This is a genomic window from Tsukamurella sputi, assembly GCF_007858445.1.
Classification (GTDB): Bacteria; Actinomycetota; Actinomycetes; order Mycobacteriales; family Mycobacteriaceae; genus Tsukamurella; species Tsukamurella sputi.
This window is the reverse complement of record NZ_VIGV01000001.1, coordinates 570,777-595,717: the sequence shown is the minus strand read 5'-3', so window position 1 is coordinate 595,717 and position 24,941 is coordinate 570,777. Positions and strand designations below refer to the sequence as shown.

Annotated in this window: 24 protein-coding genes; 12 read left to right on the top strand and 12 right to left on the bottom strand. The window is 69.7% G+C overall.

The window, feature by feature from the left end; translation table 11 throughout:
* Positions 1-52 precede the first annotated feature (52 nt).
* The 5 genes from FK268_RS02885 to FK268_RS02865 are packed head-to-tail and all read right to left on the bottom strand — an operon-like array spanning position 53 to position 5,097.
* Positions 53-1,102 carry an MlaD family protein gene (locus FK268_RS02885; RefSeq protein ID WP_146430912.1) on the bottom strand — a complete coding sequence of 350 codons (1,050 nt, stop codon included), beginning with the start codon at positions 1,100-1,102 and terminating at the stop codon, positions 53-55.
* Positions 1,099-2,190, bottom strand: a complete 1,092-nt coding sequence (locus tag FK268_RS02880; protein ID WP_146430910.1) for an MCE family protein — start codon at positions 2,188-2,190, stop codon at positions 1,099-1,101. Before FK268_RS02880 ends, FK268_RS02885 begins: the two co-directional genes overlap by 4 nt.
* The gene (locus tag FK268_RS02875) at positions 2,187-3,521 is read right to left on the bottom strand and encodes an MCE family protein (protein ID WP_146430908.1); all 1,335 of its coding nucleotides are present in this window, start codon (positions 3,519-3,521) and stop codon (positions 2,187-2,189) included. The genes FK268_RS02880 and FK268_RS02875 overlap by 4 nt, the downstream gene beginning before the upstream one ends.
* On the bottom strand, positions 3,521-4,357 hold the full coding sequence (locus FK268_RS02870; RefSeq protein ID WP_146430906.1) for an MlaE family ABC transporter permease: 837 nt from the start codon (positions 4,355-4,357) through the stop codon (positions 3,521-3,523). The genes FK268_RS02875 and FK268_RS02870 overlap by 1 nt, the downstream gene beginning before the upstream one ends.
* A gap of 5 nt (positions 4,358-4,362) precedes the next feature.
* Positions 4,363-5,097 carry an MlaE family ABC transporter permease gene (locus FK268_RS02865; RefSeq protein WP_146431851.1) on the bottom strand — a complete coding sequence of 245 codons (735 nt, stop codon included), beginning with the start codon at positions 5,095-5,097 and terminating at the stop codon, positions 4,363-4,365.
* Between the two features lie 645 nt (positions 5,098-5,742).
* Between FK268_RS02865 and FK268_RS02860 the strand changes: the two genes are divergently transcribed.
* The 3 genes from FK268_RS02860 (at position 5,743) to FK268_RS02855 (ending at position 6,930) form a co-directional block, all read left to right on the top strand.
* A complete protein-coding gene (locus FK268_RS02860; RefSeq protein WP_146430904.1) occupies positions 5,743-6,237 on the top strand; it encodes an Hsp20/alpha crystallin family protein in 495 nt (164 codons plus the stop codon).
* 63 nt (positions 6,238-6,300) lie between these two features.
* A complete protein-coding gene (locus tag FK268_RS24100) occupies positions 6,301-6,471 on the top strand; it encodes a hypothetical protein (protein ID WP_158636022.1) in 171 nt (56 codons plus the stop codon).
* A gap of 123 nt (positions 6,472-6,594) precedes the next feature.
* Positions 6,595-6,930 (top strand): hypothetical protein, encoded by a 336-nt coding sequence (locus FK268_RS02855; protein WP_146430902.1) that lies wholly within the window; start codon positions 6,595-6,597, stop codon positions 6,928-6,930.
* 22 nt (positions 6,931-6,952) lie between these two features.
* Here FK268_RS02855 and FK268_RS02850 read toward each other — a convergent pair whose 3' ends face one another.
* Both FK268_RS02850 and FK268_RS02845 read right to left on the bottom strand, forming a co-directional pair.
* A complete protein-coding gene (locus FK268_RS02850; protein ID WP_193560240.1) occupies positions 6,953-7,555 on the bottom strand; it encodes an LON peptidase substrate-binding domain-containing protein in 603 nt (200 codons plus the stop codon).
* Between the two features lie 48 nt (positions 7,556-7,603).
* Complete coding sequence (locus tag FK268_RS02845; protein ID WP_146430899.1) at positions 7,604-8,233, bottom strand: hypothetical protein; 630 nt, start codon at positions 8,231-8,233, stop codon at positions 7,604-7,606.
* Between the two features lie 127 nt (positions 8,234-8,360).
* Here FK268_RS02845 and FK268_RS02840 point away from each other — a divergent pair, with 127 nt between their 5' ends.
* The 5 genes from FK268_RS02840 (at position 8,361) to FK268_RS02820 (ending at position 13,103) form a co-directional block, all read left to right on the top strand.
* Positions 8,361-9,101 (top strand): maleylpyruvate isomerase family mycothiol-dependent enzyme, encoded by a 741-nt coding sequence (locus FK268_RS02840; RefSeq protein WP_146430897.1) that lies wholly within the window; start codon positions 8,361-8,363, stop codon positions 9,099-9,101.
* A gap of 110 nt (positions 9,102-9,211) precedes the next feature.
* Positions 9,212-10,216: a class 1b ribonucleoside-diphosphate reductase subunit beta gene (gene nrdF, locus FK268_RS02835; RefSeq protein ID WP_146430895.1), complete on the top strand. Its 1,005-nt coding sequence runs from the start codon at positions 9,212-9,214 to the stop codon at positions 10,214-10,216.
* 50 nt (positions 10,217-10,266) lie between these two features.
* Positions 10,267-10,743 carry a hypothetical protein gene (locus tag FK268_RS02830; protein ID WP_146430894.1) on the top strand — a complete coding sequence of 159 codons (477 nt, stop codon included), beginning with the start codon at positions 10,267-10,269 and terminating at the stop codon, positions 10,741-10,743.
* Between the two features lie 74 nt (positions 10,744-10,817).
* Entirely contained in the window at positions 10,818-11,414 is a 597-nt protein-coding gene (locus FK268_RS02825) for a hypothetical protein (RefSeq protein WP_146430892.1), read from the top strand.
* 270 nt (positions 11,415-11,684) lie between these two features.
* Positions 11,685-13,103 (top strand): dihydrolipoyl dehydrogenase family protein, encoded by a 1,419-nt coding sequence (locus tag FK268_RS02820; protein WP_146430890.1) that lies wholly within the window; start codon positions 11,685-11,687, stop codon positions 13,101-13,103.
* Here the strand turns inward: FK268_RS02820 and ligD are convergent, their stop codons facing one another.
* The 4 genes from ligD to FK268_RS02800 form a co-directional block, all read right to left on the bottom strand.
* Positions 13,104-14,051, bottom strand: coding sequence for a non-homologous end-joining DNA ligase (gene ligD / locus FK268_RS02815; RefSeq protein WP_146430888.1), 948 nt, complete (start codon positions 14,049-14,051; stop codon positions 13,104-13,106).
* 10 nt (positions 14,052-14,061) lie between these two features.
* Positions 14,062-15,585 (bottom strand): FAD-dependent oxidoreductase, encoded by a 1,524-nt coding sequence (locus tag FK268_RS02810; protein WP_146430886.1) that lies wholly within the window; start codon positions 15,583-15,585, stop codon positions 14,062-14,064.
* A 93-nt stretch (positions 15,586-15,678) separates the two neighbouring features.
* A complete protein-coding gene (locus FK268_RS02805; RefSeq protein WP_166443451.1) occupies positions 15,679-16,674 on the bottom strand; it encodes an AurF N-oxygenase family protein in 996 nt (331 codons plus the stop codon).
* A 314-nt stretch (positions 16,675-16,988) separates the two neighbouring features.
* Entirely contained in the window at positions 16,989-17,933 is a 945-nt protein-coding gene (locus FK268_RS02800; protein ID WP_146430883.1) for a TroA family protein, read from the bottom strand.
* Between the two features lie 245 nt (positions 17,934-18,178).
* On the opposite strand from FK268_RS02800, the gene ctaD reads away from it, so the two are divergent.
* Both ctaD and serB read left to right on the top strand, forming a co-directional pair.
* Positions 18,179-19,915 (top strand): aa3-type cytochrome oxidase subunit I, encoded by a 1,737-nt coding sequence (gene ctaD, locus FK268_RS02795; protein WP_231706888.1) that lies wholly within the window; start codon positions 18,179-18,181, stop codon positions 19,913-19,915.
* 88 nt (positions 19,916-20,003) lie between these two features.
* Positions 20,004-21,233, top strand: a complete 1,230-nt coding sequence (serB, locus tag FK268_RS02790; protein WP_231706887.1) for a phosphoserine phosphatase SerB — start codon at positions 20,004-20,006, stop codon at positions 21,231-21,233.
* Between the two features lie 5 nt (positions 21,234-21,238).
* Here the strand turns inward: serB and glgX are convergent, their stop codons facing one another.
* The gene (gene glgX / locus FK268_RS02785; protein WP_146430880.1) at positions 21,239-23,407 is read right to left on the bottom strand and encodes a glycogen debranching protein GlgX; all 2,169 of its coding nucleotides are present in this window, start codon (positions 23,405-23,407) and stop codon (positions 21,239-21,241) included.
* 40 nt (positions 23,408-23,447) lie between these two features.
* On the opposite strand from glgX, the gene FK268_RS02780 reads away from it, so the two are divergent.
* Positions 23,448-24,317: an ABC transporter ATP-binding protein gene (locus FK268_RS02780; protein WP_146430878.1), complete on the top strand. Its 870-nt coding sequence runs from the start codon at positions 23,448-23,450 to the stop codon at positions 24,315-24,317.
* Positions 24,314-24,934 (top strand): NUDIX hydrolase, encoded by a 621-nt coding sequence (locus FK268_RS02775; protein ID WP_146430877.1) that lies wholly within the window; start codon positions 24,314-24,316, stop codon positions 24,932-24,934. Before FK268_RS02780 ends, FK268_RS02775 begins: the two co-directional genes overlap by 4 nt.
* Positions 24,935-24,941 lie beyond the last annotated feature (7 nt).

Here is a 24,941-nt window from a genome sequence, read left to right as displayed (position 1 = left end):
TGGCCTCCTGGGAAGGACGTCGAGGGGGCTCCGAACGGGTAGCTGCGCGCCATCACTTCTCGCCCCCGTTGGTCCGCAGATCAGTACGGATCGGAGGGCGGCTGCCGGGGATCACCGGCAGACCGGGCGGCGTGAGGTTGGTGACCACCGACTCCTGCCACCGGCCGTTGCCGAAGACGTTGCTGTAGACCTTGTAGAACGGCGCGAGCAGCGTGATCGTGCTCTCCAGGCCCTTCTTGTTGTCCTGCAGCAACTGCACCACCTGGCGCAACGAGGTGAGCGCCGGACCGATCTGCTTCTCGTTGTCGCGCACGATGCCGGTGAGCGTCGTCGAGAGCGACTGCGTGGTCTCGAGCAGCTGCGTGATGTCGTCCTGGCGCTGGTTCAGGGTGGTGAGCAGCGCTCCCGCGTCGCCGATCAGCTTGCGGAAGTTCTCCGTGCGGTCCGCCAGCAGCTTCGACGTCTTACCGGTCTCGGCCAGCAGGCGCTGCAGGTCCTCGTCGCGCTTGTTGATGGTCTCGGACAACCGCGTGATGCCGGTGAGCGATGCACGCACGTTCGGCGGCGTCTCGCGGAAGGCGTCCGCGAGGGTGTGCATGCTCTGCGCGAGCCGCTTCGTGTCGGTCTTGTCGATGGTGCTGGAGGCGTCGGAGACGGCGGCGACCACGTCGTACGGGGAGGTGGTGTCGGTGATCGTGTGCTTCGGGTCCAGACGGTTCGCGCCGCGGGGGTCCAGGGCCAGGTACTTCTGGCCCAGCACCGTCTTGATCTGGATGCTCGCGGAGGTGTTGTCGCCGAGCCAGACGTCCTTGGCGCGGAACTTCACCCGTGCCTTCGCGGCCTTGAGGTCGAGGTCGACGGACTGGACGGTGCCGACCTTGACGCCGGCCACGCGGACCTCGTTGCTCGGCAGCAGGCCTGCGGCCTCACTGAACAGGGCGGTGTAGGTGGTTCCCGCGCCGATCAGAGGGAGGCGGTCGATGAGGAACGCCGAGGCCGTCGCCATGAGCAGCAGGACGATGCCCATGGCGCCGGTCTGGATCGGGGAGCGCCGCTGACCGCGTCGCCGTTCGCCGGTGGAGGTCGTGGAGGAGTGGGTCATCGCGGATTCCCGTCCCGGTAGCACCGCGTGGCGGTGTTCGTGTACACGGGCTGGTTCACCGACGGGACGTCGATCGCCAGCGAGAGGCGGTCGCCCTTGCCGGTGCCCGCCACCAGGTCGACGCCGCACAGGTAGAACTGGAACCAGCCACCGAAGGAGGCGAGGCGGCCGACGGCCTCGATCTTGCCGGGGAGGAAGTTCAAGGTGTGGGCGACGTCGGCGCTGCGCCCGTTGAGCTTGTCCGTGAGGGCCTTCAGACCGGCGATGTCGTCCTTGATCGCGCCGCGCGTGGGCGTGAGGATCGATTCGGTCACCGTCGTCAGCTGCGCCAGCGAGCCGAGCGACGAGCCGATGGCGCCCCGGTCCTGCGACAGCCCGGTCACGAGCTGCTGGGTGGTGGTCAGCAGGTCGGTGAACTGCTTGTCGCGCTCGTTGATCGTGCCCAACACTGTGGTCAGGTTCGCGATCAGCTCGCCGATCACGCGGTCCTTGTCGGCGATGGTGTTGGTCAGCGACGCGGTGTTCACCAGCAGGTCGTTCACCGTGCCGCCCTGCCCCTGGAAGACGGTGATGATGCGGTTCGCGAGCGTGTTCACGTCGTCGGCGGTCAGCTGCTTGAACAGTGGCCGGAATCCGTTGAACAGGTCGGTGAGGTTCACGGCCGGCCGGGTGCGCTCGATCGGGATCGTGTCGCCCGGCTTGTAGGGCGAGGTGCGCGCGGCGCCGCGCGCGGGTTCGTCATCGGTGGGGCTCTGCAGCAGCTCCAGGTAGCGCTGGCCGACGAGGTTTTTCAGCCGCAGCGCAGCGGTCGCCGTGCCGGGGATGGAGTCGCGGTCGGTGAGGGTGAAGGCCACGTCCGCCTGGCCCCGGTCGTGGATCGTCACGTCCTTGACCTGACCGACGCGGACGCCCGCGATCCGCACGTCGTCGCCGGACTGGACCATCGTCGCGTCGGAGAAGATCGCGTGGTACGCCCGCGAGAACGACAGATCGCTCTGCGCGATCGCCGAGCCGAGGACGCCCGTCGCCGCCGCGGTGATGACGGCGAAGGCGATCAGCTTCAGCAGCGGACCGGTGATGGGTTTCATCGGATCTCCACCTCCTTGCCCGCGAGCGCGGGGACGAACGCCGCGGTCAGCCATTCGGGGACGTCGTTCGCGTCGGTGCCGGACGCCGCGGCGAAGGCGATCCGCGTCGCCCGCGAGTTCTGCGCGGCGACACCGACCGTCGGCATCTGCGACGGTGCCGAGACGTTCGGCTCGGGCAGCTGGAACCGGCCGTCCTGGGGGCCGACGTTGCGCAGCGGCGGCGCGAAGGAACCGCCGGCGTGCGGCCCGCCCTTGTATCCGGGAGTCGGCTTGCCCTTGGCGGCGTTGTAGCAGGCCGGCCCGCGATCGTCGAACCACCGCGGCTCGTCCTGGTTGGGGAGGTAGCGGCCGCGGGAGTTCGCGATGATCATCGAGATCCGGGCGCCCGGCTGGTTCGTGCCCTCGCCGACGATGCGGTTGGCCTCGGGCAGGAGCGTCGCGAAACGCTCGAAGGTGCACCCGAATTCGGGGGAGTAGCGGGCCAGGATGGTCAGCGTCGTGTGCGACTTGTTGGCGACCGTGACCAACTCGGACCGGTTCGCCTCGAGCAGCCCGGCGGTGCGCCCGGCACCGTCGGCCACCGAGGTCCAGAAGGCGTGGAAGGCCTGCCTCCCGGAGACGACGGTCGTGTTCGTGGTGCGGAAGGTGTCGAGCGCGGTGATCAGATCGGGGAGGGCGTCGGCGTAGGTGTCCGTGACCGTGGCGAGCGAGCGCAGCGATGCCTGGAGGTCCGGCATCACGGCGTTGACCCGGGTGAAGATGGTGGTGAACTGCTCGAAGGCGGTGTTCAGGTTCTTCCCGTTGCCCGATAACCCGTTCGCGAGCGCACCCAGCGTGGCGTTGAGGTCCTCCGGCGGCACGGCTCGCAGGAGGGGGAGGAGCTTGTCGAAGAGCTGGTTCAGCTCGGTCGCGTTGCCGGAGGTGTCGGTGCGGATCGTCGCGCCGTCGCGCAGCGCCGACGCAGCGGGGGTGCCGGTGCCGCCCTGCCCGGCCGGAACCTGCAGCGCCACGTAGCGCTGGCCGAACAGGGTCTTGGGCAGGATCCGGGCGGTGACGTCGCCGGGCAGCTGGCGTGCCTGCTCGGGCTTGAGGCCCATGCGGATGACCGTGTGCCCGTCGCGGACGAAGACGTCACGGACCGTGCCCACCTCGACCCCGCGAGCCCGGACCTCGGAGTTCACCGGTAGCGACGCACCGGCGGTGTCGGTGTTCAGCTCGACCCAGGTGAAGGTCTCGAAGCGCTGCTGGTACTTGCCGATGGTGACGACGAGGAACAGGGCGCACACGCCGAAGAAGGCGAGGCCCAGGAGGCGGCGGCGGAGCGTGCGCATCACGCGATCTTCACCGTCGTCGTGGTGCCCCAGATGGCGAGGCTGAGGAAGAAGTCGAGCAGCGCGATCGCGACCAGGGAGGTACGCACGGCGCGGCCCACCGCGACGCCGACGCCCGCGGGGCCGCCCGATGCGTGGTAGCCGTAGTAGCAGTGCACGAGGACCAGCACGAAGGCGAAGACCAGCACCTTGCCGAAGGACCACAGCACGTCGGCCGGTGAGAGGAACAGGTTGAAGTAGTGGTCGTACGTGCCCGTCGATTGGCCCAGCAGTGTGGTGTTGACGAATCTCGTCATCACGTAGGACGAGAGCAGACCCACGATGTACAGCGGGATCACCGCGACGAAGCCCGCGATCACGCGGGTCGCGGTGAGGAAGGCGATCGACGGGATGGCCATGGCCTCGAGAGCGTCGACCTCCTCGGAGATCCGCATGGCGCCGAGCTGCGCGGTGAAGCCGCAGCCGACCGTCGCCGACATCGCCAGCGCCGCGACCAGCGGCGTCAGCTCACGGGTGTTGACGTACGCGGACAGGAAGCCGGTCATCACGGACGCGCCGAGCTGCTGGAGGGCGGCGTTGCCCTGCAGGCCGACGACGACACCGGTGAAGCCGCAGAGCATGAGGACGACGCCCACGGTGCCGGCGATCACGGCCAGCGCGCCGCTGCCGAAGGCGACCTCGGCGAGGACGCGCCCGACCTCCTTGGGGTAGCGGCGCAGCGATTGTGGGATGAAGCCGATCGAGCGCGCGTAGAAGGACATCTGCTCGCCGGCACCGTCGAGCACCTTGAGCGGGGCCTCGACGGCCCGACGGGCCCTGCTGGGGAAGTTCGTCATGGTCTCTACGAGCCCTTCGCCGGGACGATCTGCAGGTACACCGCGGTGAGGATGATGTTCGCGAAGAACAGCAGCAGGAAGGTGATCACCACGGACTGGTTCACGGCGTCGCCGACGCCCTTCGGGCCGCTGCCCGGGTTGAGGCCCTTGTAGGCGGCCACGACGCCGGCGATGAGGCCGAAGACGAGCGCCTTGAGCTCGCCGACCAGCAGGTCCGGGAGCTGAGCCAGCGCGGAGAAGGAGGCGAGGTACGCGCCGGGGGTGCCGTGCTGCAGGACGACGTTGAAGAAGTAGCCGCCCACGACGCCGACCACCGAGACCAGGCCGTTGAGGAAGGCGCTCACCAGCATCATCCCGAGGACGCGGGGCACGACCAGGCGGTGGACGGGGTCGATGCCGAGCACCTCCATCGCCGCGATCTCCTCGCGGACGGTGCGCGCGCCGAGGTCGGCGCACACCGCGCTGCCGGCGGCGCCGGCCACGAGGAGAGCCGTGACCACCGGCGCGCCCTGCTGGACGACGGCGAGGACGCTCGCGGCACCGGTGAAGCTCTCGGCGCCGAGCTGGCCGATGAGCGACCCGGTCTGCAGCGAGACGATCGCGCCGAAGGGTACGGCCACCAGTGCCGTCGGCAGGATGGTCACGCTCGCGATGAACCAGGACTGCTCGATGAACTCGCGGAACTGGAAGGGGCGCCGGAAGGTGTTGCGGACGATGCTCGCGAACAGCTGGAAGATCATGCCCACCTGGGTGAGCGCGGAGACGCTGCCCTGCGCGACCTTGGTGACGCCGGATTGAATGATCGACACGGGCCCTCACACTGCTAGCTGCACGGAGGTATCCGGGGAGCCGGACCACCGTGCCCCGAACCTCCTCGGAGCAGGGGTAGACTAGCTCCTGGCGCTGGCGAAACACACCTTCGTTACGCGATGGAATCCCGAATGCGGAGCGCTGCGAGTGGTATCCCGTTCGCGCCGAGTCGCCGGTGTGCGGGATCGCGCCGGCGGCGCAGTCCGCTCGTCCGCCGCAGTCTCGCCCCCATCGATTTCCTTCTGACCTGCCGGATTGTCGAACAGTGTTGCTGCGCAGAGCGATCACTTCCGTCGCCGACCGGGGAAGGACGCGTGTGGTCGTCGCCGCTGAAGGGCGCGACCTGCTTGATGAGATGGGCATCACATTTGTTCTTTACGTGTGAGTAAGATCATCGTTCCGCACGGTCGGGGTGTGATCGCGCTACGCGGGTGGCGGGGTCGGATCTGCCGCCGAAATCCAGTCGATCAAGAGGCTGGCACTCTCGCCCGGAGAGTGCTAAAACTGGAACTGCACAGTTGAAGAGTCGCTCGTCAGAGTGGCGGGCGGCCTGGAGTTCACGGGAGGTGTTTGCTGTGCTGAGGTTCGATCCATTCTCCGAGTTGGATGCTGTGGCCCAGGGGCTTCTCAGTGCGGGCCGGGAAGCGGGATCGCCGCGTTCGCCGCGATTCATGCCGATGGATCTCTACCAGGTGGACGACCACTACGTCCTGACGGCCGATCTGCCCGGCGCGGACCCGGGTTCGATCGACGTGGACGTCGAGAACGGTGTTCTCACCCTCACCGGCCGGCGAACGCCGATGTCCGACACCGGCGTCCGATGGCTGACCAGTGAGCGCTTCGCGGGCGTGTACCGCCGACAGCTCACCCTCGGCGAGAGCATCGACACCGCGGGGATCGCCGCGCGCTACGACAACGGCGTTCTCACGGTGACCATCCCGATCGCCGAGCGCGCCAAACCGCGCCGGATCGTCGTCGAGCAGGGCTCCGACGAACCGCAGTGCGAGCAGCTGGCCGTCGCCTCGAGTACCGCTGTCGACGACGAAGCGCGCACGGACACAACCGGATAGTCCCGGAGCGGCGGCGGGACGACCCGCCCCGCCGCCGCACCCGACGAGGATCGGAGGGCGAGCATGCCGTACACCATCGATCATCACGAGCCGGGGGAGGGCGTGCTCGACGCCGATCCCGCGGATCTCGCCGAACAGTCGCGCGCCGTCGACCTCGACGCCGTGGTCGAGGACTATCCCTGGGTGCGCCGCGACGAGGTGCTGACCATCGGCGGCCGGCGCTTCTTCATCTAGCCGACTGCGACACGGACCACGTTGCGAGGGTCGGGGGCCCCTTGACGGGCTGGTCGGAGCCCCCGACCCGACTTTCTCCTCTCGTTCCGACCGGCCCTGGAGTCCATGAGGGAAGACGACATCATGAGAACTCTGCATCGGCTCTCCGCGACGATCGACGCCGAGCATCCGCTGCCCACTGAGGACGGCGCCCGCGTCGCCGGCACGGTGGAGGTGGTGACCGAGTGCACGCCGACCGGCCGGGCGCACATGCGCTGCCGTGTAGTGGGCGACGACGACTGGCATCGGATCGCAGGCGGGAGCGCCGATCTGGCCGATCCGGCGGACCTGCCGTTCCACCATTCGGTGACGCTGTCCCGGCTGCTGGCCCGACCGCCGCGCCCTACCCCGGTCCGGGAGGACGCGGCAGCGTTCTACTTCTGTGACGACCTCGACGGGCCGCCGTCCGCCGCGGCCTGAAACGTCGGGGCGGGGATGCCTTCTACTGCAGTCGGAATCGCAGGGTGGCGATCACGTCGTCGAGGGCCTCCGTGAGCGCGCGCACGCGGTCGGCGGGACCGGGCGCGGCCAGCGCCCGGTGGCGGTCCGCATCGGAGAGGGGGAGCGCGCGGGCGAGGTAGTAGCTGCGCTCCACCGGGTTCTCGGGGAGCGTGAGCTTCGGCCACGCCCGTGGTCGTGCGCCCTCGCTGCGCGCCAATCGCGCTGCGAGTCGCTCGATCTCGTCGCGCTTGCTCAACAGCGGGATCAGGTCGACGGCGGGTTGTACCTCGTCGGGCCAGGGCTCCGCCTCCGCGAGGGGATAGGGATCGTCGGGGAGCCACCGCGTGACGCGCACGCGCTCCGTACCCCGACAGATGAGGGTGAACTCCCCACCCATCTTCCGGACGTAGCGATCGATCAGGGCGACGGTGCCGACATCGGTGCGGACGTCCCCGCCGCCTACCTCGCTGCCGCGCTCGATCAGCACCACGCCGAACCGGCCGTCCGTCGCGAGGCAGTGCTCCACCATTCGCCGGTACCGGGATTCGAAGACGCGCAGTGGCAGCTCCTCGCCGGGCAGCAGCACGGCGCCGAGCGGGAACATCGGCAGTTCGGTCACCGCTACAGCATGCACCCCGACGGGTGCCGCGCGTCAGCGCACCTGTAGTCCGCCGATCACCGCATCGACCTTGGCGCGGGCCTCCGTGTTCGCCTTGTTGGAACCACCGAGGAAGTAGGACGTCGGCGCCGTGTCGAGGACGATGACCGTGAACCAATCGGTTTCGGCCGGTTTGCCCTGCCGAGGTGCGATATTGATGTTCAGATCCAGCCTCGTGCCGTTGACGCCACCGATGCTCACCTGGGACATCCGGCGGTCGGTCGTATCCCGCGACTTGTCCCCCGTCATCGCGCCGTCGGGGAACCTGCACAGCGAGAAGGCCAATGCCATCGCCATGGTGTCGTGGCTACCCGGCTCCACCCGCAGGCGGCCGACTTCGACCAGATTCATGACGTTGCCGCCGGGCGAGTAGCGGGCGGACGCGGTGGTCGCGGCACCGCGGGAGTATCCCGAGCCCAGGTTCCAGTCCGTGACGAGCTGGGCGGGGAAGGTCAGGGGCGCAGTGCCGAACCGGCCACCGGCGGTCGACGGTGCGCCGACATCGGGTGAGGATATGCACGAGACGCCGTTCGGCTCGGCCTGCGCCGCGCCCGGAGCGATGGTGGTCAGCGACGCTGCCGCGGCGGCCGTGCACGCAGTGACGGCGAGGTTCCGGAAACGCATGTATTCCCCCTGAGGCAGGTTCTGTTTGCGATCGAACATTCGGACGGTATCACTAAAGGGTCTATTTGTCCTCATGAATTCGCGACAGGGTCCGCGCCGCGCGCTGTGCCGCTCGTAGGGTCGTGGCATGACGAAGCAGCTCTGGCTCGACTCCATCGCGGCCGACGGCGCCCGCATCGCCGCCATCGACCCCGCCCACCTGAAACTTCCCGTCCCCAGCTGCCCGGGGTGGACGGTGCGCGACGGCATCGTCCACACCGCGGGCGCGCACCGCTGGGCGACCGCTTTCCTGCAGGCCGGCCCCGATTCGAAGGAGCGGTTCGTCCCCGACGTCTCGGACGCACCCGACGGTGACGCAGTGCTGCAGTGGTACGCGGGGGTCAACGCCGCCCTGCTCGACGAGCTCCGGCGGCACCAGCCCGACGAGCCCGCCCGTGCCTTCGTCGGCCGCACCGTCGCCGCGTTCTGGATGCGGCGGATGACGCAGGAGGTCTCCATCCATCGCTGGGATCTGCAGAACGCGCTTCCCGACGGTGCCGAGCCCCTCCCGGCGTGGACGGCCGCCGACGGCGTCACGGAGCTGACGCAGATGCAGTTCCCGCTGATCGTCGGTAAGAAGGGGCTGCCCGATGCCCTGGTGGGGAAGGTCGTCGTGATCGAGGCCACCGATACGGGCGACCGGTGGACGCTGCGCCTGCGCGCCGATGGCATCGACGTTCTCGACGAGCCCGTTCCCGGCGACGTGACGCTGCGCGGCACCGCGTCGGACCTGGATCTGGTGCTGTGGCGCCGGACCGAGCCGGGCACCGTCGACCTGGAGGGGGACCGGTCCGTGCTCGACGGCCTGCTGGACGTCGTGATCATCTGACGACACGCCGAACTGGCGCAATGCACTAAATCTTGCGCCTCACGGACTTGTCGGCCCCAAGGGGTAGTGTCATGGACGTTGAAATCCAGCTCCGCGAAAACCGAGGTGTCATGTCTGAAACCGCCGCTCACAGCCCCGCCGACGGAGCCCCGCTCAAGCTGGTCAGCCGGGTTTCGGCGATCAACTGGAACCGGGTGCAGGACGAGAAGGACGCCGAGGTCTGGGACCGGTTGACGGGCAACTTCTGGCTGCCCGAGAAGGTGCCGGTCAGCAACGACATCCCGTCGTGGGGCACGCTCACCGACCATGAGAAGCAGCTCACGATGCGGGTCTTCACGGGCCTGACGCTGCTCGACACCATCCAGGGCACCGTCGGCGCCGTCTCTCTGATCCCCGATGCGGTCACGCCGCACGAGGAGGCGGTGTACACCAACATCGCGTTCATGGAGTCGGTGCACGCGAAGAGCTACAGCTCCATCTTCTCCACGCTGTGCAGCACGCGGGAGATCGATGACGCCTTCCGCTGGTCGGAGGAGAACGAGCACCTGCAGTCCAAGGCGCGGATCGTCATGGACTACTACCGCGGTGACGACCCGCTCAAGCGCAAGGTGGCCTCGACGCTGCTCGAGTCCTTCCTGTTCTACAGCGGCTTCTACCTGCCGATGTACTGGTCTTCGCGCGCCAAGCTCACCAACACGGCCGACATGATCCGCCTGATCATCCGCGACGAGGCGGTGCACGGCTACTACATCGGGTACAAGTACCAGCGCGGCCTGGAGACGCAGAGCCCGGAGCGCCGCGAGGAGCTCAAGGACTACACCTTCGACCTGCTCATGGAGCTGTACTCCAACGAGGAGGACTACACCGAGTCGCTGTACGACGAGGTCGGTCTCACCGAGGACGTCAAGAAGTTCCTGCGCTACAACGCCAACAAGGCCCTGATGAACCTGGGCTACGAGGCGCTGTTCCCCAAGGACGCCACCGACGTGAACCCGGCGATCCTGTCGGCTCTTTCCCCGAACGCCGACGAGAACCACGACTTCTTCTCCGGCTCCGGATCGTCGTACGTGATCGGCAAGGCCGTCAACACCGAAGACGAGGACTGGGACTTCTGATCGGGTCGTTCGAAGCGCGACAGCAGGTTTCGCTGAAGACGATCCTGCTGATGGTGGTCGGGCCGGCTGCGTTCGTGGCGCTCGGCGTACTGATCCTGGTGATGCCGGACCCGGGTGCGAAGGGGATCATCGCCGGCGTGCTGTGCGTCGTCTTCTTCGGTGCGTGCCTGGTGATCGGGCCGTGGATGCTGTTCGGGAAGCCGATGATCCTCACCGTTGACGGCGACGGGATCCGTTCGCAGCGGCAGGGTTTCGAATTCGACTGGCCCGCTGTGACGGGGGTGTACGTGGTCACCCAGAAAGCGGGCTTCTCGACGCAGACGCATCTCGCCGTCGACGGGGCGCCGCGGGTCGCGCGGGGGTACATGCGCAAGCTCGGGCAGATCAATGCGAGCCTCGTTCAGATCCCCGCGAGCGCGTCCGCCGGCACGGTGACCTGGGTGGCGGGCACCGCCCCGTCGATCGACGGGGCACTCGCGGCGATCCATGCGTTCGCGCCGCGGGTTCCGATCTTCGACCGACGGTGACCGTGCTCCGTCCGACCAGAGCGGATCTCTGGTGGCTGTTCGGGGCATGTGCACTCGTGTTCGGATTCTTCGCGGTGCCTCCGTGGGGGGTCGGGACCGGATTCGATGAGCGTGCGGCACGGGAGTTCCCGCGGTACCTCCTCGCGGACTCCGCCACCCCGACCCCGGGCCTGCAGGCTCTCGTGGACGACTGGTCGCGCTACCACGCGGTCAAACTCGTGTTCGCAGGCTTGCTGGCGTTGATGGCGGTGCAGCTCGGGCACCGTCTGCTGGCCCTGGCGCCGACGGTGCTGGTACTCGCCAACGTGCAGGGCACCGTGGCACCGTTGTCGTCGGCGCTGTCGCTTCTGGATCCGCACGACCGGTTCCTCGCTCCTGACCTGGCGCGCGGGCTGTACCGGATGCGGATGGATTTGACGGGGAGCCGATCGGCGCCCGTCGACGAGCTGACCCGCGACTTCGCCTGGTACCACGCGGTGTTGGCGGGGATGGCGATCGCGTTGGCCGTTGTTCTGGTGGTCGCGGCCGTCCGTGCGTGGCGCCGGGGGCGCCGGTGGTGGTGTGCAGCGACCGTGGTCGCCGTCGTCGCTTGCGGTGTGCTCACCGCCGCGAACGTCTCCACCGCTCTCGACCCGGTCCGAGGGCTGCTGGACTTCCTCGGCGGTTCCTAGAGCCGACAGGCGGAGGTCAGTAGCCCTCTGCGTCGACCGCGACCCGCGCGGTCGCGGGCGTGCGGGCGTGCGCCGACGCGCACATCGTAGTGCGACAGCGATCACCGACACCGAATATCTCCTCGGCGCTCGCTCGTGCCGCGACCGGCTTCTACTGGATCTGCCCGTATTCGAAGGCCACGCGGGGCAACATCGAGGTCACGATCGACGTGGACGTCGCGTGAGCGGGGCGCGGATACTGATCGAGGATCACGTGGTGAAGGGGGAGCGATGAACCGGAAAGACGTCGATGTCGTCGTGATCGGCGCGGGACCGGTCGGCGAGAACGTCGCCGACCGCACGGTGCAGGGCGGCCTGACGACGGTCATCGTCGAGGCCGAGCTCGTCGGCGGTGAGTGCTCGTACTGGGCGTGCATGCCGTCGAAGGCGCTGTTGCGTCCGGGCCAGGTGCTCGACGCGGCCCGGGCGATTCCCGGCGCGGCGGAGGCGGTCACCGCCGGCCTGGACGTCGCGGAGGTCCTGTCCCGGCGCGACCGCTTCACGAGCGGCTGGTCGGACGCCGGACAGGTGTCGTGGCTCGAAGGCGCAGGCATCGAGCTCGTGCGCGGGCACGGCCGGATCAGCGGCGAACGCGAAGTGACCGTCGTCGGCGGCGACGGCACGCGGACCGTGATCACCGCGCGGCACGCCGTGGTCGTCGCGACCGGATCGGTGGCGAGCGCGCCGCCGATCCCCGGGCTCGCGGAGGCGGGAGCGTGGACGAGCCGCGAGGCCACGAGCGTGCGCACGGTGCCCGACAGCGTCGCCGTGATCGGCGGCGGAGTGGTCGCCACCGAGATGGCGACCGCCTTCGCCGCCCTGGGCAGCGAGGTCACGGTCATCGCGCGGCACGCGCTGCTCAGCGGCATGGAGCCCTTCGCCGCCGAGGCGGTGCTCGAGGGTCTGCGCGAGCGCGGCGTCACCGTCCTCACGGACACGGCGACCGCGCGCGTCGACCGCGACGAGAACAGCGTCACCATCGCCACGAGCGCTGGAACGGTCACTGCCGCGGAGGTGCTGGTGGCCACCGGCCGATCGGCCGCGACCGCGGACATCGGCATGGAGCACGTCGGCCTCACGCCGGGAGACTGGCTGGACGTCGACGACACCCTGCGCGTGACCGGCGTCGACTGGCTCTACGGCGTGGGGGACGTGAACCACCGGGCGCTGCTCACGCACCAGGGCAAGTACCAGGGCCGGGCCGCGGGCGACGTCATCGCCGCCCGCGCGGCGGGGCGTCCCGTCGACGACGGACCGTGGGGCACGCACGTCGCCACCGCGGACCACGCCGCGGTCCCGCACGTGGTGTTCACCGCGCCCGAGGTGGCGTCGGTGGGGCTCACCGCGGCCGGGGCGACGGACGCGGGCCTGACAGTCCGCGTCGTCGACTACGACCTCGGCCGGGTCGCCGGGGCGAGCCTGTCCCGCGACGGCTACACCGGGCGCGCGCGGATGGTGGTCGACGAGGACCGCCAGGTCGTCGTGGGCGCCACCTTCGTCGGCCCCGAAGTCGCTGAGCTCCTGCAGACCGCGACCACGGCGATCGTCGCGGAGATTCCGCTGAGCAGGCTCTGGCACGCCGTGCCGGCGTACCCGACGGTCAGCGAGATCTGGCTGCGGCTGCTCGAGGCGTACGGCCGGCCCGCGTAGTCAGTCCGCGAGGGGGAGATCGTCGCGGTCGGCCCACTCGACGAGGGTGTCGAGGGAGTGCGCGACGTCGTCGACCTCCGCGTGCAGGTCGCCGATCTCGGCGAAGCGCGCGGGCAGGGTGCGGATCGTGAAGTCGTCCGGGTGCACGCCGGGGATCTCGTCCCACGTGACCGGGGCGGACGCGGTGGCGATCGGGGTGCCGCGCAGCGAGTAGGCGCAGGCGATCGTGTGGTCGCGGGCGTTCTGGTTGTAGTCCAGGAACACGGTCGACGGGTCGCGGTCCTTGCGCCACCACGTCGTCGTGACCTCCGACGGTGCCCGGCGCTCCACCTCCCGCGCGAAGGCGAGGGCGCACCGTCGGACCTCCGAGAAGGTCCAGCGGGGCTCGATCCGCACGTAGACGTGCAGGCCCGAGCCGCCCGAGGTCTTGGGGAAACCGCGGATCCCCAACTCGTCCAGCACCTCCCGCACCACACCCGCGACGCGCTGCACGCGGGACCAGGAGCAGTCGGGCATCGGATCGAGGTCGATGCGCCACTCGTCGGGGTGCTCGAGGTCGCCGGCGCGACAGTTCCACGGGTGGAACTCGACCGTCGACATCTGCGCCGCCCAGATCACCGAGCCGAGCTCGGTGACGACCACCTCGTCGGCGGTCCGGCCGAACCGGGGGAAGAAGATCTCCACCGTCTCCAGCCAGTCCGGCGCGCCCGCGGGAATCCGCTTCTGGTGCACCTTCGGACCGTCGACGCCCTTCGGGTAGCGGTGCAGCATCGTCGGGCGATCGCGCAGGGCACGGACGATGCCCGGGCCCACGGCCTCGTAGTACCGGACCACGTCGAGCTTGGTCGCGCCGATCGCCGGGAAGTACACGCGATCCGGGCTGGAGACGCGCACGACGCGCTCGCCGATGGTCAGTTCGATCGGCGCGCCGTGCTCGGAGGGGGCCACGGCGACGAGGTTACGCGCCGAGGATCCTGCTCAGCGGCCGCTTGCGCTTACCCGACGGACGGCCCTTGACGATCCCCGCGGCGACGTCCTCGGCGAACTTCTCGACCGTCTCCTGCGAGTCGGTCTTGTTGGTGCCGATGAAGCCGTTGGGGCCGCGCTTGATCCAGCCCGTGACGTACACGCCGGGCAGGGGCGCACCGTCGTCACCGAGGACCCGGCCGGCCTCGTTCGGCAGCACCGCGCGGCGGTCGTCGAAGGGCAGGCCCGGAACCGGGACGCCCCGGTAGCCGACGGAGGTGAGCACCATGCCGACCGGCAGGTCGACGGCCTCGCCCGTGACCGAGTGCTTGGCGTGCAGCACCAGGCCGTCGTCGGTCGCCTCGATGGACTCCGGCGTGGTCAGGAAGCGCAGGCGGATGCGGCGGGGCACGTCGGACTGCGTCGGAAGCGACTCGAGCAGCGCCAGCTTGTGTCCGATGAGCTCGGATTCGCTGCCGGCCACGATCGTCTCGGCGACGTCGGGATCCGGATGCACGACGACGGTGCGCTCGTCCGCGAGACCGAGGGCCTCGGGAAGGGTGAAGGCGGCGTGTTCGGGGCCGCGGCGGGCGACGATCACGACCTCCTCGACCTTCGACTCGCGCAGCGCGGCGAGCGCGGCGGGGGAGATGGTGGTGCCCTCGAGCTCCTCCGGAGACGCGGTGAGAATGCGGGCCGCATCGAGCGCGACGTTGCCGTTACCGATGATGACGATGCGGTCGTGCGTCAGGTCGACGGCATCGCCCTTGTGCTCGGGGTGACCGTTGTACCAGGCGACGAAGTCGGTCGCGCTGCGGACGTTCAGCAGGTCCTCGCCGGTGATGCCCAGCTTCTTGTCGGTGCTGGCGCCGACGGCGACGACGATCGCGTCGTGCCGGTTGCGCAGCTCCTCGAGGCTGACGTCGGTGCCGACCTCGGTGTTCAGGTGGATCCGGAAGTTCGGATCGGCCGCGACCTTGTCGAACAGGCCCGAGACCTTGCGCGTTCGGGTGTGGTCCGGCGCGACGCCGAACCGAGCCAGGCCGTACGGCGTCGAGAGCTTCTCGTAGACGTCGACGGTGACGCCGGGGTAGCGCAGCAACTCGTCCGCGGCGTACATGGCCGCGGGGCCGCTGCCGATCACGCCCACGCTGATGACGGTCCCGTCGGCGATCGGGAGGATCTTCGGGGGCACCGTGTGCGCCATCGGCGGCCGGCTGCGCTCCTGCGGGTTGGGGCCGCCGAGCGACGAGTTCGCCGGGTCCGCGGCGGCGAGCGAGCGGTTGAGCTCGATGTAGACCTTGTGCTCCTCGGGCAGGCGGTGCGCCGGACCGATCGCGTCGACGGGGCACGCCGTCACGCAAGCGCCGCAGTCGACGCACGTCGTGGGATCCACGTACAGCATCTCGGCCGTCGCGAAGCCCGGCTCGTCGGGCGTCGGGTGGATGCAGTTGACGGGGCACGCGAAGGTGCACGACGCGTCGCTACAGCAGGACTGGGTGATGACGTGGGGCATGAGGAATCTCCTCCGGTGTGATCCGTAACCGGGCCGGGATACGGGTCCGGCTCGGCGGGTGACCGCCGAGCCGGATTGCGGGGTGCTTCGAGACTACTGCGCGGCGTAGGAGGGCTCGCTACGGAACCGCGAGGTCCGCCCGTGGATGCCGAGGACGCGCCACAGCACACGCGCGACCGGATTCATGAGGTTCGTGCGCTCGGCCAGCAGCCGGACGTCGCCGAAGATCTCCTGACGCATGGCCTTCGACTCGGGCGAACGCCAGAAGATGTCCTTCTTCACCTCACGCGGGATGTCGAAGGTGTCCCAGAACTGCTTCGGCGGAACCATGATCGCGCCCAGCAGGATGCGCATCACCAGCGGCATCGCCAGCGACAGCAGGAAGCGGGGGATCGGGCCGCGGGTCGGGATCTTGTGCTCGAGCAGCTGGTGCGCGAAGGAGATGTGCCGGGCCTCCTCGGCGACGTGGATCTGCATCACCGCGGTCATCGCCGGGTGCTGCGTGTCAGCGGAGCGCAGGAACTGCTTCTGCAGGTGGTCGATCGGCTCCTCGCCGGCCAGCACGCCCATGTAGAAGATGTTCGGGAAGGTCGTGGCCGCGAGCGGGATGATCGGCGACAGGCGACGGAACCACCACGCACCACCGGGCACGTCCATGCCCACCCGGTTCACGAACTCCTGGAACATCAGCGTGTGCTGGCACTCCTCCTTCGCCTCGTGCGTGGCGTAGCGGAACTCGGGGGAGTTGTTCGGCTGCACGGCGGTGTACTGCATGATGCCGCGGATCAGGATCGACTCGAACTGCAGGCCGACCTTCGCGACGTTCGCCTGGCGCCACATGCCGATCTCGATCTGCTTCTCGAGCGGCTGCGCCTGGTACCACGGGTGGCGGCCGATGGGATCGAACCGGGGGTTGCAGACCCACCGCGGATCGTCGGGGACGATCGCCAGCTCGGGCGCGTCCCAGTCGATGTCGATGTACGGGTCGAAGTTGCGGTTGACCGACGCCTCCGACAGATCGTGCAGGGTCTGCTCGTACTCCGTCTGACCGGGGAACGAGCGACCGCGCATCCGCGCCATGTGCGTCATCCGGGGCATGTTCAGCAGGGCCATGATTGATCCTTTCCTGGCACCTCTGTCGGCTCGTACCTGCTTGTTTCCGCGTGGATCCTGTGGGAAATCCCACAGGCATCTGTGCTGGTAGAAGCCGCGTATGAGATTCAATCGTCGTCAGACTATCACTTGCGACAAGCATGAATGAAGGGTCTAACGGCAGGAATCCGTGAACAGGTGTACACCGAGCGCTGGGCCAGCGGTTTTACCTGATGGATGTGAGGGGCGTCACGGAGGAACGTTCGCGTTCCGGGTGCGCGTGCGCGGTGTGTCGGGGTGAGGCGGAGCGGCTAAGAGGAGGCCTTGATCGTGTTGCTCACGTCGTGCAGCACGATGCCGGCCGCGACGGGGCCGCCCGCGGAGAACCACGCGGAGTCCTGCACCAGCAACTGCCGCTTGGCCACGACGGCGCGCAGGTCCTTCCAGGCCTTCGAGGTCATGACGGCCATGCCGTGCTCGCGGCCCTTCTCGCCCTCGTAGCCCACGTAGATCAGGTCGCCCTCGGCGGCGGCCAGGTCGCCGTCGGACATCTCGACGGCCTCCGCCTTGCGCTGCAGCTCGGGGCGCACGACCTTGAGGTCCGCGAGGACCTGTGCGGCGAGCGGCGCCGTCCCCAGGGCCAGGGACTTGCCGTCGGCGGTGAACCGCACCAGCGAGACGGTGTTGTGCACCGCGTCGATCTTCACCGACTTCTCGGCCGCATCGCGCTGGTACCTGTCGAGCACCGCCCGTGCCTCGGCGGGCATGCGGACCGCGTCGGCCAGGGCGAGGAAGCTGCGGCGCCAATCGGCCGACGGTGCCGGGATCGTCACGGTCCGGCCCGCCCGGCGGTTCGCCTCGGCGGACTGAGCGGTCCCGAGGGCCACGTCGGCCTGCACCCCGTCGGCGAGCTTCGGGGCCTTCGCGAGGGTGGCGCCGAGGTAGGCGGGAACGTCGCCGGCGACGGCCTTCACCCGGTCCTGCAGGCCCAGGGCGCACAGTCCGTCGAGGAGTGCGGGGTCGGCGACGACGATCGCCGCCGGCGCGGCGGTGCCGGCGACGGGCGCGGCGCAGGCCTCGTCCGGCTTGCGGTCCAGGCCGATGATGTTCGCCGACGCGAGACGCGTGGTGGTGGTGGCGATCGAGGCGAAGGGCTGCTGGATCGGCTCCGAGCCGCCGCACGCGCTGAGGAGGGTGCCGGTGACGACGGTGAGTGCGATCGCGGCACCCGCCCTGATAGTTCCGACCCTGTTCACGACGACTGTCCTCACCTGTAGTTCCGGCCGTGCGCCACGGTAGCAGTAGCGGCCGTTCCGGCCGGCTCCGCGACGCGAGTACGACGCAGAGTAGGACCGCGAAGACAAGCCCGGGGGCGAGGGGCTACGCTTACCCCACAAGGGTGGCGTCCGCCGTGAGCGAACACCGCCCGAAAGACCTGATTGAAGAGGCCTGAAGCCGGTACCGACAGCCGCGGTGCAGGTGGCCCAGGGCAGGAGGATTTGTGACCGCGCAAGCGCATCGTCCGGCAGTCGAGGTGACCGCCGCACGTCCGTACCCGCAGCGGACCGGGCCCAAGGGGTCGTTCATCTACAAGCTGGTGACGACGACCGATCACAAGACGCTGGGCATCATGTACATCGTCACGTGCTTCGCGTTCTTCCTCATCGGTGGCCTGATGGCGCTCCTCATGCGCGCCGAGCTGGCCAACCCGGGCCTGCAGTTCCTCTCCACCGAGCAGTTCAACCAGCTGTTCACCATGCACGGCACCGTGATGCTGCTGCTGTACGCGACCCCGATCGTCATCGGCTTCGCCAACTTCGTGCTGCCGCTGCAGATCGGCGCGCCCGACGTCGCCTTCCCGCGCCTGAACGCCTTCGGTTACTGGCTGTTCGTCTTCGGTGCGCTCATGGTGATCGCCGGCTTCATCACCCCCGGCGGTGCGGCCGACTTCGGTTGGACGGCCTACACGCCGCTGACCGACGCGCTGCACTCGCCCGGTCCCGGTGCCGACCTGTGGATCATGGGGCTCGGCGTGGGTGGTCTCGGCACCATCCTCGGTGCCGTCAACATGGTCACCACCGTGATCTGCATGCGCGCACCCGGCATGACGATGTTCCGCATGCCGATCTTCACCTGGAACATCCTGGTGACCTCGCTGCTGATCCTGCTGGCCTTCCCGCTGCTGACCGCGGCCCTCATGGGCCTCGAGGTCGACCGCCAGTTCGGCGCCCACATCTACGATCCCGCCAACGGCGGCGTCATCCTGTGGCAGCACCTGTTCTGGTTCTTCGGCCACCCCGAGGTCTACATCATCGCGCTGCCCTTCTTCGGCATCGTCTCGGAGATCTTCCCCGTGTTCAGCCGCAAGCCGATCTTCGGCTACAGCGGTCTGGTCCTGGCCACGCTGGCCATCGCGGCCCTGTCGGTCGCGGTGTGGGCGCACCACATGTACGCCACCGGCGCGGTGCTGCTGCCCTTCTTCAGCTTCATGACCTTCTTGATCGCGGTGCCCACCGGCGTGAAGTTCTTCAACTGGATCCTCACCATGTGGAGAGGCCACATAACATTCGAATCGCCGATGCTGTTCTCGATCGGCTTCATCGTGACCTTCCTCTTCGGTGGCCTCACCGGTGTGCTCCTCGCGTCGCCGCCCCTCGACTTCGCGGTGTCCGACACCTACTTCGTGGTCGCGCACTTCCACTACGTGCTCTTCGGCACCATCGTCTTCGCGACGTACGCCGGCATCTACTTCTGGTTCCCGAAGATGACGGGCCGCATGCTCGACGAGGGCCTGGGCCGCTGGCACTTCTGGCTCACCTTCATCGGCTTCCACATGACCTTCCTGGTCCAGCACTGGGTCGGCGCCGAGGGCATGCCGCGTCGCTACGCCGATTACCTCGACACGGACGGCTTCACCACGCTGAACCAGATCTCGACGGTCGGCGCGTTCATCCTGGGCGCATCGACGCTGCCCTTCGTGTGGAACGTCTTCAAGAGCTACCGCTACGGCGAGGTCGTCACGGTCGACGATCCGTGGGGCTTCGGCAACAGCCTCGAGTGGGCCACCAGCTGCCCGCCGCCGCGGCACAACTTCACCGAGCTGCCGCGCATCCGCTCCGAGCGCCCCGCGTTCGAGCTGCACTACCCGCACATGGTCGAGCGCATGCGCACCGAGGCCCACTCGGGTCCCGGCGTGGGTGACAAGCACTCGCAGGAGCGCGGCGACGCGAAGGTGTGATCCGCGGCTCGTGACCCGACCGGAACGGCGTCTCCCACAGGGGAGGCGCCGTTCGGCGTCGGTGCAGGCGGCGACTACGATTTGCCCCGTGCACGATGCGACCTCGGACCCCACGATCCTCATCACCGTGACCGGCGGCGACAAGCCCGGTGTCAGCTCGGTCCTCTTCGGAGTCCTCGCCCGCAACGAGGTCAGCGTCCTCGACGTGGAGCAGACCGTCATCCGCGGGCGCCTCACCCTGGGCGTGCTCGCCGCGGTGCACGGCGACCCCGAACACGTCCAGGAGCTCGTCGAGCAGGCCATGGCCACCGTCGGGATGGACGTCGCGGTGGAGATCACCGCGGAGCAGCCGGCCCGCCCGGCCGTGCCGACGCACGCCGTCGTCCTGCTCGGCGCGCCCGTCAGCGCCCGCGCCCTCTCCGCCCTCACCACCGCACTCGCCGCGCGCGATGTCAACATCGAGTCGATCGCCGGCCTCGCCGACTACCCGGTCACGGCGCTCGAGCTGATGGTGACGGTGCCCGACGGGGCCGACGAGGCCGCGTTCCGTGCGGGTCTCGCGATCGTCGCGAAGGAGCAGGGCGTCGACATCGCCACCTCCCGCGCGGGCATCGCGCGCCGTTCCAAGCGCCTCATCTGCTTCGACGTGGACTCCACCCTGGTGCAGGGCGAGGTCATCGAGATGCTGGCCGCCCGCGCCGGTAAGGAGGCCGAGGTCGCCGCGGTCACCGAGGCGGCGATGCGGGGCGAGCTCGACTTCGAGCAGTCCCTGCACGCCCGCGTGCAGAACCTCGCCGGACTGCCGGCGTCCGTCATCGACGACGTGGCCGCCGGCCTGCAGCTGACCCCGGGCGCGCGCACCACCATCCGCACGCTCAAGCGCCTCGGCTACCGGTGCGGTGTCGTCTCGGGCGGTTTCACCGCCGTCATCGAGCCGCTGGCGCGGGACCTCGAGCTGGATTTCGTGCGTGCCAACACGCTCGAGGTGATCGACGGTGTGCTCACCGGCCGGGTGATCGGCGAGGTCGTCGACCGGCCGGGCAAGGCACGCGCGCTGCAGGAGTTCGCGGAGACCTACGGCGTGCCCGTCGAGGAGACGGTGGCCGTGGGCGACGGTGCCAACGACATCGACATGCTCTCGGCCGCAGGCCTGGGCGTGGCCTTCAACGCCAAGCCCGCGCTGCGCGAGGTCGCCGACGCGGCGCTCTCGCACCCCTACCTCGACGCCGTGCTGTTCGTGCTCGGCGTGACCCGGGACGAGATCGAGGCCGCCGATGCCGTCGACGGGCAGGTCCGCCGCGTACCGATCGAGTACTGAGCGCGTCAGGCCTGCTGGAAGGCGAGCACAGTCGGGCCGGAGACCTTGACCTCGGCGCGTGACGGGAAGACGGTCCGGCTTGTCGTGGCACCATCCGGAGCGGCACCCGGATCGCCCGTCGGCAGGGTGGTGTCCACGATCAGCTCCCAGTCGTGCGTGCACGATTCGGGGCCGCCCAGCACCACGGTGGCCTCGCCGCCCGCGTGCCAGACGATGAGCGCGTCCTTCTCGGCGAGCGCGGCGTCGCGGCCGGGCGCGCGGACGTCCGACCCGTCGACCCAGGCCTGCAGCGTGCGCACCTCCGGCGACTGCCAGTCCTCACCCGGCATCTCGGTCCCGTCGGCGCCGAACCACGCGAGGTCGGGCTCGCCGTCCTTGGTCGCGCGACCGTCGAAGAACTCGTGCTGCCGCAGTACCGGGGCCGCGCGCCGGACCGCCGCGACGCGGGCGACGAAGGCGATCAGGTCGGCGTCGGCGGCGTCCCAGTCCACCGCGAAGGCCTCGGCGGCCGGAGTGCCCTCGGGGACGCAGTAGGCGTTGTTGTTGCCGTACTGGGTGTGCCCCAGCTCGTCGCCGCCGAGCAGCATCGGCGTGCCGGTCGACAGCAGGAGCGTCGCGAGCAGCGCCCGGACGTGCGCCGCGCGGGCCGCGAGGATCGCGGGATCGGTGGTGCCGCCCTCGAAGCCGTGGTTCACGGAGTGGTTGTTGTCGGTGCCGTCCCGGTTGTTCTCGCCGTTGGCCTCGTTGTGCTTGCGCTCGTAGCTGACCAGGTCCCGGGCCGTGAAGCCGTCGTGGGCGGTGATGAAGTTGATCGACGAGAAGGGCGTGCGGCCCTGCGCGCCGAACAGGTCCTGGCTGCCGGAGACCCGGGAGGCCAAGGCGCCCACGGTCGCGCCGCCGGCGAAGAAGTCGCGGACCGTGTCGCGGTAGCGGTCGTTCCACTCGGCCCAGACGGGCGGGAATCCGCCCACCCGGTAGCCCTCGCCCGTGGCGTCCCAGGGCTCCGCGATGAGCTTGCGGGTGCTGAGCACGGGATCCGCGGCGATCGCCGTCAGCAGCGGCGCGCGGTGATCGAAGGGGATCACGGGCCCCTGCGGTCCCGTGCCGGTCCGGCCGCGGCCCAGGACGCTCGCGAGGTCGAAGCGGAAGCCGTCCACCCCGAACTCCCCGGCGAAGTACCGCAGGCTGTCGAGCACCATCCGCACCGCGGCCGGTGAGGCGCAGTCAACGGTGTTGCCGCAGCCCGTGTAATCCAGGTCCTCGCCGTCCTCGAGCAGGTAGTAGCCGGGGGCGTCGAGTCCGCGCCAGGACAGCGACGGACCGGAGACGGACTCCTCGGCGGTGTGGTTGTAGACCACGTCCATCAGCACCTCGAGTCCGGCGGAGTGCAGCGCGGAGACGAGCTGCGCGAACTCCTCGACCTCGTGCCCGGGCCGGGCCGCGTACCGGGGATCCGGGGCGAAGTAGGCCCCCGTCGAATAGCCCCAGTGGTTGCGCATCCCGCGGTCCCGGACGCCCGGCTCGGTGAGGCAGGCCTGCACCGGCAGGAGCTCGACCGCGGTGACGCCGATCCTGCGCAGGTGCTCGATCACCGCCGGCTGGGCGAGGCCCAAGTAGGTGCCGCGCAGTTCCTCGGGCACTCCCGGATGCCGCGCGGTGTAGGAGCCCACGTGCACCTCGCAGATCACCGTCCGGTCCCACGGGATGCCGGGTCCGGGTTCGGGCGCCGGGGGCGCTCCTGTGACGACCGAGAGGGGGATGTCGCCGAGTGAATCCGTCTCCGACGGTCCGCCGTCCTCGCCGTAGGGGAGGAGGGCCGCTCCGTCGCCGAGGGCGCCGTCGAGCCGTCGCGCGTACGGGTCGACGAGCGCCTTGTGCTCGTTGAACCGGAGTCCGCTCTCCGGCTGCCACGGCCCCGTGGCGCGCAGGCAGTACCGCGCGCCCTCTCCGATGCCCGCGACGAATCCGTGGTGCACGCCGGCGGTCTGGGCGGGGAGGCGGAGGCGCTGCTCGCGGCGCGCGCCGGAATCGTCGGTCTCGACGAGGCAGACCCAGACGTCGGTCGCCTGTGGCGCGTGCACGGCGAAGTTCACGCCGCCGGGCTGCGGGACGGCGCCGAGGGGGTGAGCGGCGCCGGGGGTGGGGGAGCGGTGGTCTGTGGACACGGGGACCATCCTGCCAACCGCGACCGGTCCCGTGCGGCAGGATGGTGATGTGTCCGATCCCGCCGCCGTTTCCACCGCGCCCGCCGCCCCCTCCGACGAACCCGACCAGGATCTGTTGATCGACTTCCGCGGCGTGAGCCTGCGGCGCGACGGCCGGACCCTGGTGGGCCCCATCGACTGGCGGGTCGAACTGGACGAGCGCTGGGTCGTGATCGGCCCCAACGGCGCGGGCAAGACCTCGCTCATGCGCCTCGCCTCGGCGCAGGACTTCCCCAGCGCGGGTACCGCGCACATCCTGGGCGAGGTGCTGGGGAAGACCGTCGTGCAGGACCTCACCGCGCGGATCGGCGTGTGCTCGGCGGCCCTGGCCTCGCGGGTGCCCGACGACGAGCTCGTGACCGATCTCGTGGTGTCCGCCGGGTACGCGGTGCTCGGCCGCTGGCGCGAGCGGTACGACGAGGTGGACATCGGCCGCGCCGTCGACGTGCTCGAGTCGATGGGGGCCGAGCACCTGGCGAACCGCCGGTTCGGCACGCTCTCGGAGGGCGAGCGCAAGCGCGTGCTCATCGCCCGGGCGCTCATGACCGACCCGGAGCTGATGCTGCTCGACGAGCCCGCCGCGGGCCTCGACCTCGGCGGCCGCGAGGAGCTCGTCGCCCGGCTCGACACGCTGGCCCACGACCCCGACGCGCCGGCCACGGTGCTGGTGACGCACCACGTCGAGGAGGTGCCGCCCGGCTTCACCCACGCGCTGCTGCTCAAAGAGGGCGGCGTGGTCGCGCAGGGCCTCATCGGCGACGTGCTCACCGCCGAGGTGCTCTCGGAGACCTTCAGCCAGCGCATCCTGCTCGACGAGGTGGACGGCCGGTTCTTCGCCCGACGGGCCTCGCGCCCCGGACGCCGGAGGCTGCAGGCATGAGCGGGCAGGGGGCGGGGCACCGCAGGGATCTCGCCGACGTCCCGATCCGGCCGGCGGCCACCGTACTGCTGCTGCGCACGGCGCCGGAGGGCCTGGAGGTCTTCGTGCAGACGCGGGCGAGCGGCATGGAGTTCGCACCCGATGTGACGGTGTTTCCGGGCGGTGGCATCGAGCCGTCGGACGGCGACGACCTGCGCGTGACCGCGGCGCGGGAGACGCACGAGGAGTGCGGCGTGCGGGTGGATCCCGACGATCTGGTGCCGCTCTCGCGGTGGGTCACCCCGCCCGGCAGGCCGCGCCGGTACGACACGATGTTCTACCTCGCCCCGCTGCCCGCGGGCCAGGAGGCGACGTGCGTGACCACCGAAGCGGTCTCGGCCGGCTGGCACCGGCCGCAGGCCGTGATCGACGCTTGGCTCGCGGGCCGCAACAAGCTCATGGCGCCCACCTATTCGCAGCTGTTCCAGCTGCTGCCCTTCGACACGGTCGAGGACGCGCTGGGCTGGGCAGCGGAGGGTGCGGACCTGACGCCGGTCGCGATCGTCGACGGGATGACGCGTGAGGAGCGGCGCTTCCCGGGGTGGGCGGAGTACGCCGCCGGCTCGACGATCTACTGAGCGGGCC